This window comes from Pantoea sp. WEP, assembly GCF_041678305.1.
In the GTDB taxonomy this organism is placed as follows: Bacteria; Pseudomonadota; Gammaproteobacteria; order Enterobacterales; family Enterobacteriaceae; genus Pantoea; species Pantoea dispersa.
This window is the reverse complement of record NZ_JBGNXB010000002.1, coordinates 221,834-235,521: the sequence shown is the minus strand read 5'-3', so window position 1 is coordinate 235,521 and position 13,688 is coordinate 221,834. Positions and strand designations below refer to the sequence as shown.

Genomic DNA, 13,688 nt, shown 5'->3' with positions numbered 1-13,688 from the left:
ATCGGCAGCGTAATTATAAATCAATGGCGGTGACCGGGTACGAAGCTGGTACATGCGTGGTGTTCAGATGCCAGATCAGGATGCAGGCACAGCCGTTCAGGCGGGGAGGCCGTAGCTCACGCACCGGTTGACTGAGATTAAGGATGATTTCAGGCGTGATAGTTTCCTGTAAAGCAGCCTCAGGGCCGTTACTCCCTGAAGCATAAGATTTTTTCGCAGTGTAAAGGCGTCAGAAAGGCAGTAACAAATTCTTGCAATGTTAATCTTAATGCGTATATTTCTCATTTGCTTTCTTAACAAAATGCTCACCACAAAATAACGATAAGCCGATTGAGGAATATTATGTCTTGCAAAGAGATGCGCGTCCGGGACGCAGGTCTTGCGCCGCAGCGCGCGCTGCGCCGGTCACTGCTGGCAGTGCTGGTTGCCTCGGGTGTCGCTCAGGCGGCCGATACGCAAAACAGTGAGGCCACCCTGATCGTTGATGCCAGCGCCAGCGCAGAAGCGCAGCAGGCGCAGGCCGCAGCGGATTACAGCGTACCGGTGACGCGGGCCGGCACCAAAATGGCGCTGACCGCACGTGATATTCCCCAGTCGGTCACCATCGTCAGCAAGCAGCGCATGCAGGATCAACAGCTGCAGTCGCTGAACGACGTACTGAGCAACACCACCGGCATCCACGGTGTGGCCGCCGATATGGACCGCATCAATTACTATTCGCGCGGTTTCCTGATCGATAATTACATGACCGACGGCATTCCGACCGCGTTTGCCCAGCGCTGGAACCTCGGTGATGCGCAGACCGATACCGCGCTGTACGAGCGCGTCGAAGTGGTGCGCGGCGCAACGGGCCTGCTGACCGGACCGGGCAATCCTTCCGCCGCCATCAACATGGTGCGTAAACATGCCGACAGCAAAGAGTTTACCGGTAGCCTTGAAGCTGGCTATGGCAGCTGGAATAAGCAGCGTTACGTCGCCGATCTTTCTGCACCGCTGTCACCGGAAGGCAACGTGCGCGGTCGCCTGGTGGCCGGCTATGAAGACAAAAACAGCTTCATTGAACGCTACGGCGCCGATAAGAAGTTTATCTACGGCGTGGTCGACGCTGACGTGACGGACGCCACCAGACTGTCTGTTGGTTATGAATTCAGCCAGGTAAATACCGATTCACCGATGTGGGGCGGTGCGCCGCGCTGGTACACCGACGGCACGCAGATCCACTCCCGTCGCGGCTATAACACCGCACCTGAATGGGCTTACAACAACAAAGAAAATAAAAAGGTCTTTGTTAATCTGCAGCAGAATTTCGATAACGGCTGGAACATCACCCTTAACGGCACGCATAACGAGATGTTCCTCGACAGCAAGCAGCTGTATCTCGACGGTTACTTCGATAAAACCACTGGCGCAGGCGTCTCTGGTTATGCCGGCTATCCGGTGGTGGGCGGAACCGGCTACAACACCGGCAAACGTAAGGTGGATGCGGTCGATGCCTTCGCCAGCGGTCCTTATGAACTGCTGGGCCGCCAGCATGAGCTGATGGTCGGGGTGAACTACAGCCGTCAGGACAACAAATATTACAGCGCCTGGGCCAACATTTCGTCAGCCGAGCTGGGCAACTTCAACCAGTTTAACGGCGATTTCCCGGAAACCGACTGGAATCCGCGTGAACCCGCGGCCGACACCCAACTGGTGCGGCAGAAGTCAGCGTATCTTGCGACGCGCATCAATCTGGCCGATCCGCTGCACCTGATTGTCGGGGCGCGCTACACCAACTGGAACCGCCAGACGCTGACGGCAGAGATGGAGAAAAACAACATCACGCCGTACGGTGGGGTGATTTGGGACTTCTACGATAACTGGTCTGCCTACGCCAGCTACACTTCGGTGTTCCAGCCGCAGGATTATCAGGATGCGTCAGGCGCTTATCTCTCGCCGGTGATTGGCAAAAACTACGAAGCTGGCGTGAAATCTGACTGGTTCAACAGCCGTCTGACCGCCTCGGTATCGATCTTCCGCACCGAACTGGATAACGTCGGTCAGAGCACCGGACAGACCAATGCGCAGACCGGTAACACCATTTACGTGGCGAAGAAGGGCGTGGTAAGTCGTGGCGTCGAGTTTGAGGTGAATGGGGCGCTGACCGATAACTGGCAGATGACCTTTGGCGGGACTTCGTATGTGGCGGATGACGCCAACGGCGATCGCTATAATTCACAGCTGCCGCGCACGTCGTTCAATCTGTTCACCAGCTATCGCCTGCCGATGCTGGACCAGCTGACGCTGGGTGGCGGTGTGAACTGGCAGGCGAGAACTTACGCGGATATCAGTGGCCCGGATGGCAATGGCACCTGGCGCACCCGTCAGGGCAGCTATGCGCTGGTGGATCTGTTCGCGCGCTACGACGTGACCAAAAACCTCAGCCTGCAGGCCAACCTGAATAACCTGTTCGACAAAGAGTACGACGAAAACGTTGACAGCACCGGCATCGTCTACGGCGAACCGCGCAATTTTATGCTGTCCGCGAAATACCGTTTCTGATCATTAAGTCAGTGCCCAAAGTAGCACTTAACGTCCCCTCTCCCGGGGAACAGGCCGCACCTGACGTCCCCTCTCCCGCGTGCGGGAGAGGGTTAGGGTGAGGGGAAAACCGCACCCTCACCAACCCATGCACCTCAACATCCCGCCGCAATATAATCCCCGTTGGCACTCACCGGCACCACGGTAAAAAACAGCACCAGCGCAAACATCACCAGCAATATCCCACCGGCGATCCGCACCGCTCTCAGCAGCGATGCCGCCTGCGGTGAGCGCTCTGCCAGCCACAGCTGCCCGGCGCGCTGACGATAATGCTGCACAAACAGTGCCAGCGCCACCAGCGCCATGCCGGTACCGAGCGCCATACTCATCACCGCCAGCATGCCCCAGCGCGTAATGCCGATGACGCTGGCGAACAGCAGCACCGTCAGCGCACCGCTGCACGGCCGCACGCCGGTGGCAATGATAATACCCGCCCAGCTTTTCCAGTCGCTGCCGTGCCCAGCCGCGACGCCATGCGCGTGGCCGCAATGATCATGATGATGCTCCGCTGGCGGCCTGCGGCAGGCTTGCAGCAGCAGCATCAGGCCCAGCCCGGCAATGAACACAGCGCTGGCTTTCTCCAGATACCAGCGGCTCAGGCTGAGATCGCCGGTGGTCAGGTTAAAACCAACCGCCAGAATAAAGACAAAGGCAATCGCGCTCAGGCCCTGCACCAGGCTGCCCAGCAGCGGCACGCTCAGCGCCACGCCGCGCGGGGGCTGATGGGTGGTCAGCCAGGTGGTAACGATAAATTTACCGTGTCCGGGACCCACCGCGTGCAGAATGCCGTAAATGAAGGTCACAGCCAGCAGCCACAGTCCGGCACTGTACTGGCCGCTATTGATTTGCAGTAAATGGGTAACCAGCAGCCGGTGCAGCTGAATCTGACTTTGCAGCGCCCATGTCTGAAACGCGCTCCAGTGCAACGACAGCAGCGTCAGCGCGCTCAGCAGCAGCACGCTCGCGTAGAGAAATCCGGTTTTGGTGGCGGTCATAGTAATGAAGAAAGTGGTCCTGAATGTCACCAGCATGCGGATTTCTGCCGCGTTGTAAAGCCACGGCGGTTAAACGGCAGCCGCTCTCCGCATCGTGACGCATTCCCCTGCCTTGTGCAGCTGACTATAATCTGCCGACAATTTCTCACGGATGCCTTTTATGTCTGCTGATTCTCCTTTGCTGGCGGTACAAGACGTCACGCTGGCCGTGCAGGGGCGCACCTTGCTGGCGCCGGTATCACTGCAGCTGTACGCAGGTGAAACGCTGTTGCTCACCGGCCCGTCCGGTAGCGGCAAAAGCACGTTGCTGAAAATTATTGCCTCACTGCTGGAGCCCGATAGCGGCGAGATCCTGTTTCAGCAGCGGGATATTCACACGCTGAAAGTCGAACATTATCGCCAGCAGGTCTCCTACTGTTTCCAGACACCGCAACTGTTTGGTGACACGGTCTACGATAACCTGGCGCTGCCGTGGCAACTGCGTCAGCAACAACCGTCGCGCGAGCAGCTGGTGGCGGCGTTGCGCAGTCTGCATTTATCCGGCGACATGCTGGACAAAAACGTTGCCGGACTCTCTGGCGGTGAAAAGCAGCGGGTGGCTTTGCTGCGCAATCTGCAGTTTCTGCCACAGATATTGTTGCTGGACGAAGTGACCAGCGCACTGGACGAGCCCAATAAACAACGGGTTAACCAGCTGATTGCCACGCTGGTGGCGGAAAAAGGGCTGGCGGTGATCCGCATCAGCCATGACGTACAGGAGATTGATGCCGCTGAGCGTATTCTGCGGCTGACCCCACCCGCAGCGGGAGAACAGCATGAATCAGCATAATATCAGCGACAGCTCGCTGCTGCTTTCACTCATGCTGGTGCTGGTGGCGCTGCTGATTAGCCAGAAAGAGAAGCTGGGGATGAGCAAAGACATTTTGTGGAGTGTCACGCGCGCCATTATCCAGCTGGTGATCGTCGGTTACGTGCTGAAGTCAATTTTCGATGTCAATAATGACTGGCTGACGCTACTGATGGTGCTGTTTATCTGCGTCAATGCAGCGCTGAATGCGCGCAAACGCAGCCGGCAGATCGATCATGGTTTTATCATCGCGCTGGTGGCGATTACCAGCGGTACGGCACTGACACTAACGGTGCTGTTGCTGAGCGGCGCCATTGCCTTTGTTCCCATGCAGGTGATCCCCATTTCCGGCATGATTGCCGGTAACGCCATGGTGGCGGTCGGGCTGTGTTTCACCAATCTCAATCAGCGCTTTAGCGACAACCAGCAAAAAATCATGGAGATGCTCAGCCTGGGGGCACCAATCAAACGCGCATCCGCCGGGCTGATGCGTGACAGTATTCGTGCCGCGATGATCCCCACCGTTGACGGCGCGAAAACGGTGGGGCTGGTGAGTCTGCCAGGCATGATGTCCGGGTTGATTTTCGCCGGGATCGATCCGGTAAAGGCCATCAAGTACCAGATCATGGTGACGTTTATGCTGATTGCCACCGCCAGCCTGTCGACCATCATCGCGGCGTATCTGTCCTACCGTCGCTTTTACACCGCGCGGGCGCAGCTCAAACCGTAGATTACGCCTGAAACCGCAGCGCCACGCCGCTGGCCTGTTCCGCGCTGACCACGATGGCGTCTGGCTCTTCGCGGAAAGGCACATCGCCCAGCAGCAGGCTGGCTTTCACCCTGCGTAAGTCGCTGCTGCGTAGCGTCAGCGCGGCCATACGCGCACTGCCGTCATAATCGGGCGGCAGGCCGGTAAAGCGCTGCGTCACATAGTGCGCAGCGGCAAAGCGCACGGTGGCCACGCCCGCTTTCAGCACAAACGCGCCCTGCTGGCAGGCGGTGAGCTTATCGGCACCAAATAAACGACTGTAGGGCAGCGCGGCGGCTGCCGGATCCTGTGCCACCACCACAAACTCAATAATATCGGTCACCGCGTTGGGATGCTGCTGCCACACTGGCTGCCAGACCGCCTGCGGTGTCTCATGCTGGCAGAAAAAACTGCGTCCATTTGGCACCAGAGCGGGGCGCAGGCGAACGGTGCGAAAACGCGCCTGCTGTGCGCTGCCATCCGGCAACTGCACCGGTCGGTAAAAACTGGCGGCGGGATCGCCATCAATATCCTGACTTTCCAGATAGCGCCACACTGCATCGGCATCGCCGGTTTTCCATACCAGACCGCTCAGGCCCGCCGGTGCCTGCCAGATATCCTGACGCCGGTGCGCACGCCCGGCTTCATAGCCCAGCAGTTCCAGATAATTATCACCAAACACCGCCAGATGATTACTGGAGCCCAGCGAATGATGGCCGCGTGGCGTGAGCTGGAAACCGAGCCGGCGATACAGCGCGCTGGCGTCATCCAGCCGATCGGCAACATTGATCACTGCATGATCGAGCTGTGGAACGGGTACCGGTATCGCCATTATCTGCCTCCTGGTTCGCATCATTACGATGACCGCGGTGTCGCGCTGCGTTCGGCTTCGCGTTGCGGTTGCCAGGCGAGCTGCGCTTCGGCGCCGAACGCCCGGGCAATATGGCTGACCAGCGTCGCGGCCTGCGCCGATGACCGCTGGCGCGCACTGGCATCCTCGCTGTGCAGTACGCCTTCCACGACGACCTCTGGCGGCAGCACGTTCCAGCTGTTGCCGCCCTGAAAGCGGGTGACATCCAGGCCGGCGGCCGCCAGCGCGCTGACGATGTGGCTGCCGGTAACGATACTGTCGATGCCCTCATGCGGACGTGCAGCGTGAGCGCCTTTGCCGTGAATGGTGATATGAAAATGGTCAGTAAACGCTGCCGGTGTGGCAGATAACGTGTGTGTCATGGTCATCCCTGCGGCTGTTGTGGTAAGAAAGGTTCGCCCAGCGTTAGCATCAGGCGGTTGGCCCAGGCAAAAAACGCGGCGGACTGGATCAGGTCCAGCAGCTGCAGCGTATCCAGCCCGTGCTCGCGCAGCGTCTGCAGCTGGGTCTGGCTGCTGGCGACCGGGGTTAGCGATAAGGTGGCGACAAAATCGATAATCGCCGCCCAGCGCGCAGACTGGCCGTGTGCCAGCTCGGCACCCGGCGCGACATTCAGGAGTTTCTGCACCGCAGTCTCATCTTTTGACAGCTGACTGGCTTTGCGGGCATGCACGGATGCGCAGTAAATGCAGCCGTTGACTTTACTCACCACCGTGGCCGCCAGTTCGCGCTCGGCGCGAGGTAAACCGCCCGGCGTATAAAAGATGCCTTTATCCGTCAGCGTGCGTTGTTCCAGCAGCGGCAGATTGCGCGCCAGCAGACGGAAATAGTCGGACTCGCTATGACCGTTTTTTGCCAGCGTCGCCTGTTCTTCCACCGTAAACTCGCTGAGCGGTTTGGCTGCCAGCCACGGCTCCCAGCCCAGCTCCTGCTGGGTAAATGCGGTGAGCGCAGTCTGACCGCTGGCCGTGAGCGGGGCGCTATGCCATTTGCCGGCCACCGCATGCGGCTGCGCGCGCGATGTTTCACCGCTCAGCAGGCGCAGGCCGGTCAGCAGGCGACTCTGAAAGCTGACAAATCCCACCAGCTGCGCCAGCGTGACGATGCCGCGCGGCGTCCAGCCGGCATGGCGCAGCGTGGTCAGTTGTTGCGGTGTGGCGTCGACCGGATGCAGGCTCAGCAGTTCAGCAAAGGCGCGACCGGCGGCAAAGCGCGCATCTGCCGGAGTTTCGCTGGATTGATGCTGATAGTGTGCCTGCAATGATGTGACGCCGTGCCAGCCCGCGACCTGCCCGGCGAGCGCGTAGCGCTGCGCCAGCGGGAAATCGTCATCATCCTGGCCAAACAGCACCTCATAGCTGCCCTGGGCGTGTCGGGTCGCGGCCTGACGCACGTTGCGCGCCTCTGCCAGTTGCGCCGCCGGGTCGATATCGGCCAGTGCCGCCAGTAAATCTGTAGCCTGAGACATGGTTTTCTCCTGTTAAGCGGTACCCAGCGCACGCAGCGTGGGGGCAATATGTTCAGCAATTAACGCCACCGAACGCAGCGTATCGGCGTGCGGCGGATCGATAGAGTGCACCTGGAAGGTGATGTCGGTGGCGCGCGTCAGCGTGCTGTCGGCCAGCAGCGAAGCCAGCACCGCGTCGGCATCGCCGATATGCGCATCGAGCTGGCGCGCGTGGCTCTCCAGCGTGCTGCCGGTGATGTCGTGGCCCGCCTTGCGAAACTGCTCCGCCTGACGCTGCAGACCGGGTGCGGCAAGGCGGCGCGCGTAGTCGTTCGAGTCGGCAACAAACGCGGTGCGTGAAGCGAGGATGCGGGGCGCAACGCCCGACGGCAGCGCTGCGAGATAAGCATCGATCATCGGGTTTTGCAGCTGCTGCAGCGACAGGTCCGGCTGACCCACCGGCCGCGGCTGGGTGCGCGATAACATCAGCCCATGACCGGCCTGGCCGGCACGCGTCGCGCCTGCAACGGAAAAGGTGGCGATCCACACACGCTGCGCCAGCGTGGGAGCCGGCGGATAGAGATGATTGTCCGGATGGGCCAGCGTGTCGCCGCGCCATGCGCTGAGCAGCGTATGTAACTGGTCGGCAAACACGCCGGCGCGCTGTTCGCTGGTCAGGCCAAACGGCAAAAATGAGGTTGGCGTGCCGCCGGAGCCGAGCCCAATCTCCAGGCGTCCGTCGCTCAGCAGATCCAGCACCGCCGCGTCCTCGGCCACGCGCAGGGCATTTTCCAGCGGCAGGGTGATGATGCCGGTGCCGAGGCGGATATGACGGGTGTGCGCGGCCACGTGAGCAAGAAACACCAGCGGTGAGGGCAGCCCGCCTTCCTTTTCATGAAAGTGGTGCTGCGCGATCCAGGCACTGTCAAATCCGCAGCGTTCAGCGTGCTGAATTTGTTCCGTCGCCAGCCGGTAGCGCTGTTGCGCCGTGGTGTCGTCGAGCAGGCGGGTAAAAAAACCGATGCGTTTGCGCGTCATGCAGACTCCTTAATCAGCGGACGGAAAACCGGAATGGCGTCAATTAACGCGCGGGTGTAGGGATGCTGCGGCGCATTAAACAGTGTGACGGTGTCACCTTGTTCAACCACTTCGCCGGCGCGCAGCACGGTAACGCTGTGTGCCAGTCGTCGTACGGTGGCCAAATCGTGGGTGATAAACAGATAGGTGAGGCCCAGCTCGCGCTGTAACTGTTGCAGCAATTGCAGAATCTGCGCCTGCACCGTGACGTCCAGCGCTGACGTTGCCTCATCCAGCACCAGAATCGCCGGTTGCGGGATCAACGCCCGTGCGATGGCGACGCGCTGACGCTGGCCGCCGGACAGCTCGCGCGGCTTGCGCGTCAGCAGATCCAGCGGCAGTGCCACGCGCTGCGCCACCTCGTGCACCCGCTGCTGGCGTGCGGCGGCGCTGAGCGAGCCGAAGTTGCGCAGCGGTTCTTCAATGATGTTAAACAGCGTCTGGCGCGGATCGAGCGAGGCGAACGGATTCTGGTAAACAAACTGGATTTTGCGCCGCAGCTGACGCAGCGCTTCGCCGCGCAGGCTGCTGGCATCAATGCCGTCGATCACCACTTTGCCGCGATCGGCGCGTTCAAAGCCAAGCAGAATACGCGCCAGCGTGGTTTTGCCGGAGCCGGATTCACCTACCAGCGCGTGCGTCGTACCGCGTGGCACCGTCAGGCTGACCGCTTTCGCCACCGTCAGCGTCTGCTGCCTGCCAAGCGCAAACTGTTTATCGATGGCGTTGAGCTGAATCGCCGGTGTGGAAAAACGGGCTGCGGACGGATAAGGCAGAGCAGTAGCGTCGGGCACCGCGTCCTGTAATAGCTGGCGGGTATAAGGATGCTGTGGCGCGCTGACCAGCGTCGCTGCGCTTCCCTGTTCCTGGATCTCACCGTGACGAAACACCAGCAGACGGTCAGCGCGTTCCGCAGCCAGCGCCAGGTCGTGGGTGACAAACAGCACGGCGGTGGCGAACTCACGGCGTAGCTGGTCGAGCAGATCGAGAATGCGCTTTTGCACCGTGACATCCAGCGCGCTGGTCGGCTCATCGGCGATGATCAACTGTGGTTGCAGGGCGAGGGCGATGGCAATCAGCACGCGCTGCTTCATCCCGCCAGAGAGCTGATGCGGATATTGATGCAGGCGCTGCTCCGGATGGCTCAGCCCAACTTTTTGCAGCAGCTCCAGCACGCGCTGCTGGCGCGCGGTCCGGCTAATCTTCTGATGCAGCTGCAGGATCTCGCCAACCTGATCGCCAATGGTCTTCACCGGATTAAGCGAATTACCGGGATCCTGCGGCACCAGGCTGATATGCACGCCGCGCACGCTGTCCATGCGCCGGGATGACCAGCCAGCGATATCGGTGCCGTTCAGCAGGATTTTACCGCTATCGCGCCGGGCATTGTCCGCCAGCAGACCGATAATCGCCTGGGCCGTGGTGGTTTTGCCTGAGCCGGATTCACCGACCAGCGCCACCATTTCGCCCGGCTGCAGGGTAAAGCTCACGTTATGCACCACTTCGCGCCACACACCGCGCTGGCGATAGCTGAGGCTGAGGTTTTCCACGCTTAATAGCGCTGTCATGCGTCACCTCCTGCCAGCTGACGGCTGACGCGATTCGCCGCCAGCACCACGGCGACTACCACCACGCCGGGAAAGGTAGTCAGCCACCACGCGGTAGCCAGATAGTTGCGGCCTTCGGCGATCAGCAAACCCCATTCGGGGGTCGGTGGCGGCGTGCCATAGCCGAGAAAGCTGAGGGTTGAGAGCGCCAGAATGGCCTGACCAAACTGCAGTGCGGCGAAGGCAATCACCGCGGTCAGCGAGCTCGGGACAATGTGGCGCCACAGTACCTGCCAGAAACGGCCGCCACTGCCGAAAGCCGCTTCCACATATTCACTGCGGCGTACCCGCACCACTTCGCCGCGCGCCAGCCGGGCAAAACTGGCAATCGAGGCGATGCCCACCGCCAGCGCAGCGTGCACGGTGCCAAAACCCAGCAGGATCAGCAGGCTTAATGACAGCAGCAGCGCCGGGATTGAAAGCAGCACATCCACCAGTCGCATCAGCGCCTGTTCAGTGCGGCCGCCCACGGCCCCGGCCAGGACGCCCAGCGCGGTTCCGCCAGTGAGCCCCATCGCCACCGCTGCGACCGCCGCAGAGAGCGACTGCGAGGCACCATAGACGATGCGCGCCAGCAGGTCGCGTCCAAGTTGATCGGTGCCGAGCCAGTGCGCACTGTGCGGCGCTAAGCGCTGCGCGCCGGCAATGCCTTCGGTCGGGCTATAGTGGGTAAACAGTTGCGGTGCCACGGCCGCCACAAACGCCAGCGCCAGCACCGTCCATGCCAGCCACAAGCCGGGCTGCAGGCGGCGGGCACGATCGCGCCGCAAGGCCGGCTGTCCCTGACGCGCGGTAGAGTAATCGACCAGACTCATGAATTTCCTCCGGCTACGGTTTGCAGACGTGGGTCGAACAGCGGCATCAGCAGATCGACCAGCAGGTTGATCAGCACAAACACCAGTGCGGAGATCATCACCACCGCCTGTAACACCGCCACATCCTGATTGTTGACCGCCTGCTGGGTCAGCTGGCCAATGCCGCTTAAGCCGAACACGGTTTCGGTAATCAGCGCGCCCGCGATCAGTTCCCCCAGCAGCAAACCGGCCACATTGAGCACCGGCAGCAGCGCGTTACGCATGATATGGCGCCACAGCACGTGTGGTGCGCTGGCACCTTTGGCGCGGGCCACGGCGACAAACGGCTGAGTAGCAACCTGATCGATGCTGCGCAGCAGAATCTGGGCCAGCGGGGCGGAGATGGGCACGGCGACGGTCAGCACCGGCAAAATCAGCCCCTGCAGGGGCGATGGGTTGATCACCGGGATCCAGCGCAGTTGAAAGGAGAACAGCTGAATCAGCGCGATGCCAAGCCAGAACGTCGGCAACGAAATAAACAGTGCCGGCAGCGACTGCAATAGCGTACGCAGCAGGCGCAGCGCAGGCAGTCGCGCCAGCGCCGCCAGTGCGAAGGCCACCACGCAGGCAACGGCAAATCCCGCCAGCGCCAGCTGCAGCGTGGCGGGCAGATTGCTGCGCAGCAGATCGCTGACCGGCACACCTGCCTGCACCGAGTAGCCAAAGTCACCGCGCAGCATCGCCAGCAGCGTATGCAGATACTGCTGCCAGATCGGGCTATCGGCACCGTAGGCCTGCCGCATCTCTGCAATTTGCTGCGGGCTGAGACCCAGATCCGGATTCTGGAACTTGATCAGCACCGCATCGCCCGGCAGCACCTGCAGCAGCAGAAACGACAGGGTAAACGCCGCCCATAACACCAGCAGGCTTTGTCCCGCTCTATGCAGCAGTGCGTGTCGCATCATCATCCTCTCAATGTTTTTCCAGCCATGCGCCGTAGAACGACGGTCGGCCTACGGCTTCAAAGCTCACGCCCTTCAGCCACGGCGCGCCGGCAAACACCTGCGGCTCTTCAAAGATCGGGATCACATAAGCCTGATCCAGCAGATAACGCTGGGCGTCTCCGGTGAGCGCCAGACGTTTAGTCGGATCGACTTCGGCCGAGATCGCCACCAAAAGCTTGTTGAGTTGGTCGTCACGGAAATGCCGGACTTTGTCGCTGGAGCCGCCTTTTTGCAGCAGCGCATCGCGGTTGGCGGGATAAAACATGCTCTTCACCACGTCCGGGTCGGCGCGGCCCACTTCCGAGACCGTGAGCGGGGTTTTTAGCGGATCGAGGTTGTCCAGCGTGCGGCTGCCGGCGTCACCGGCTTTCACCGTGAGCTGGACGCCAACCTGACGCCACTGCTGAGCCACCAGCTGCAGCACTTCTTTGTTCTGCGGCTGCGGCAGCGATTCATACACGGTCAGGGCCAGCTTTTGCCCCGCTTTAGCGCGGATGCCGTCGCTGCCGGGCTGCCAGCCAGCCTCGTCAAGCAGTTGCCCGGCGCGGGCGGGATCGTATTTCAGTTTGTCCGCGAGGTTGACATACCCGGCGGCCGAAGCGGCGATCACCGAGGTGGCCTGCGGATAGTTAGGTGAAAACAGCGTTTGCACCACCTGCTGCGCGTTGGTCGCGTGCAACAGCGCCTGACGTACACGCAGATCGCTGACCAGCGGGTTATCCGGGCGGAAGCTGATGCTGTCGTTGACGCCACGCGTCGGCGCTGCGTAAACCGGGAACGCCTGCTGCTGTGCCTGTTTTTCGTCATACGCCTGCACCTGGCGAATAAAATCGGCCTGGCCGGCCAGCAGCGCGCCGATGCGCACGCTATCTTCCGGTGTGACGATAAATTTGATGCCAGCCAGATTCGCCGGTCCCTGCTGGGTGCTGTTTTTCGGTCCCCACTGGTAATCTTTGCGCGCGGTTAAATCCACTTCCCGCCCGAGCTTTTCATCGCTGACCACAAACGGCCCGGAGCCAATAATATGGCGCGCATCGCCGAGCTGGTCGAAACTGCGCTGCAGCGTGCTGAGCGAAACCAGGCCGGAGCCAATGGTGGTCGTGCCCTGTAAAAATCCAGGTGAGGGCTGTTTGAAATAAAACTTCACCGTCTGGGGATCAATCACTTCGCTGCGTTGGTAATTATTAATCACTTCAGATACCGGCAGGCGCTGGGCTTTATTACCGAGTCCATAAGTATCAAAGTTTTTCGCCACGGCATTCGCATCCAGCGGCGTGCCATCGGAAAAGGTGACGCCAGGACGAATTTTAAAGGTATATTCCGTTTTATCCGCGTTGCTGCTCCAGCTTTCGGCAATCCACGGTTCCACCTGCAGCGTTTTCGGATTTTGCCACGTCAGTTTGTCGGTGATCTGATTAAGAATGCCGCCGTTGGGATAAAAACCCCCGGCCGGCGGATAAAGATTGGTATGTGCCTGCTGTTCCAGATAAATCAGCGTGCCGCCTTTGACCGGCGTCTCCGCCGCGTGGGCGCTAAATATCCCTGTCAGCAGGGCTAAGCTCAGCGCCCGCAAGTGAAAATGCGTCTTCATGATGATTTCCTTTGTTATCAAGTGCCCGGTGGGCTGAAATCATCATCAAATGTGCAACCCGTGAGTTGAACCAATGAATTGCACTAAGCTTTTGCGAAAATAACAAAAGCGGACAATTAATTGTATG

Annotated in this window: 12 protein-coding genes; 3 read left to right on the top strand and 9 right to left on the bottom strand. The window is 60.4% G+C overall.

The genetic code is table 11. The annotated features are described in order from the left end of the window. Positions 1 to 342: 342 nt before the first annotated feature. Complete coding sequence (gene fhuE / locus ABVR31_RS20180) at positions 343 to 2,541, top strand: ferric-rhodotorulic acid/ferric-coprogen receptor FhuE (protein ID WP_372774283.1); 2,199 nt, start codon at positions 343 to 345, stop codon at positions 2,539 to 2,541. A 134-nt stretch (positions 2,542 to 2,675) separates the two neighbouring features. Here the strand turns inward: fhuE and ABVR31_RS20175 are convergent, their stop codons facing one another. After that, entirely contained in the window at positions 2,676 to 3,611 is a 936-nt protein-coding gene (locus ABVR31_RS20175; protein WP_372774281.1) for a nickel/cobalt transporter, read from the bottom strand. A 124-nt stretch (positions 3,612 to 3,735) separates the two neighbouring features. Here ABVR31_RS20175 and fetA point away from each other — a divergent pair, with 124 nt between their 5' ends. Together fetA and fetB are read left to right on the top strand one after the other, a co-directional pair. Further along, positions 3,736 to 4,404 (top strand): iron ABC transporter ATP-binding protein FetA, encoded by a 669-nt coding sequence (gene fetA / locus ABVR31_RS20170; protein WP_372774279.1) that lies wholly within the window; start codon positions 3,736 to 3,738, stop codon positions 4,402 to 4,404. Continuing rightward, positions 4,391 to 5,152: an iron export ABC transporter permease subunit FetB gene (fetB, locus tag ABVR31_RS20165; protein ID WP_058775936.1), complete on the top strand. Its 762-nt coding sequence runs from the start codon at positions 4,391 to 4,393 to the stop codon at positions 5,150 to 5,152. The genes fetA and fetB overlap by 14 nt, the downstream gene beginning before the upstream one ends. 1 nt (position 5,153) lies before the next feature. On the opposite strand, the gene ABVR31_RS20160 is transcribed toward fetB, so the two are convergent. From ABVR31_RS20160 to ABVR31_RS20125, 8 genes are read right to left on the bottom strand one after another with little or no spacing between them, the layout of a single operon-like run. Further along, the gene (locus ABVR31_RS20160; RefSeq protein ID WP_288421583.1) at positions 5,154 to 6,002 is read right to left on the bottom strand and encodes a VOC family protein; all 849 of its coding nucleotides are present in this window, start codon (positions 6,000 to 6,002) and stop codon (positions 5,154 to 5,156) included. A 23-nt stretch (positions 6,003 to 6,025) separates the two neighbouring features. Continuing rightward, positions 6,026 to 6,403 carry a peptidase dimerization domain-containing protein gene (locus tag ABVR31_RS20155; protein ID WP_031280000.1) on the bottom strand — a complete coding sequence of 126 codons (378 nt, stop codon included), beginning with the start codon at positions 6,401 to 6,403 and terminating at the stop codon, positions 6,026 to 6,028. 2 nt (positions 6,404 to 6,405) lie between these two features. Further along, positions 6,406 to 7,509, bottom strand: a complete 1,104-nt coding sequence (locus ABVR31_RS20150; protein ID WP_372774277.1) for an alkylhydroperoxidase domain protein — start codon at positions 7,507 to 7,509, stop codon at positions 6,406 to 6,408. A 12-nt stretch (positions 7,510 to 7,521) separates the two neighbouring features. Continuing rightward, positions 7,522 to 8,526 carry a putative FMN-dependent luciferase-like monooxygenase gene (locus tag ABVR31_RS20145; protein ID WP_264251796.1) on the bottom strand — a complete coding sequence of 335 codons (1,005 nt, stop codon included), beginning with the start codon at positions 8,524 to 8,526 and terminating at the stop codon, positions 7,522 to 7,524. After that, positions 8,523 to 10,133, bottom strand: a complete 1,611-nt coding sequence (locus tag ABVR31_RS20140; protein WP_372774275.1) for a dipeptide ABC transporter ATP-binding protein — start codon at positions 10,131 to 10,133, stop codon at positions 8,523 to 8,525. The genes ABVR31_RS20145 and ABVR31_RS20140 overlap by 4 nt, the downstream gene beginning before the upstream one ends. Next, positions 10,130 to 10,987, bottom strand: a complete 858-nt coding sequence (locus tag ABVR31_RS20135; RefSeq protein ID WP_372774273.1) for an ABC transporter permease — start codon at positions 10,985 to 10,987, stop codon at positions 10,130 to 10,132. The genes ABVR31_RS20140 and ABVR31_RS20135 overlap by 4 nt, the downstream gene beginning before the upstream one ends. Beyond that, positions 10,984 to 11,928, bottom strand: a complete 945-nt coding sequence (locus ABVR31_RS20130; RefSeq protein ID WP_372774733.1) for an ABC transporter permease — start codon at positions 11,926 to 11,928, stop codon at positions 10,984 to 10,986. The genes ABVR31_RS20135 and ABVR31_RS20130 overlap by 4 nt, the downstream gene beginning before the upstream one ends. A gap of 10 nt (positions 11,929 to 11,938) precedes the next feature. After that, positions 11,939 to 13,561: a TIGR04028 family ABC transporter substrate-binding protein gene (locus ABVR31_RS20125; RefSeq protein WP_372774271.1), complete on the bottom strand. Its 1,623-nt coding sequence runs from the start codon at positions 13,559 to 13,561 to the stop codon at positions 11,939 to 11,941. Positions 13,562 to 13,688: the final 127 nt, after the last annotated feature.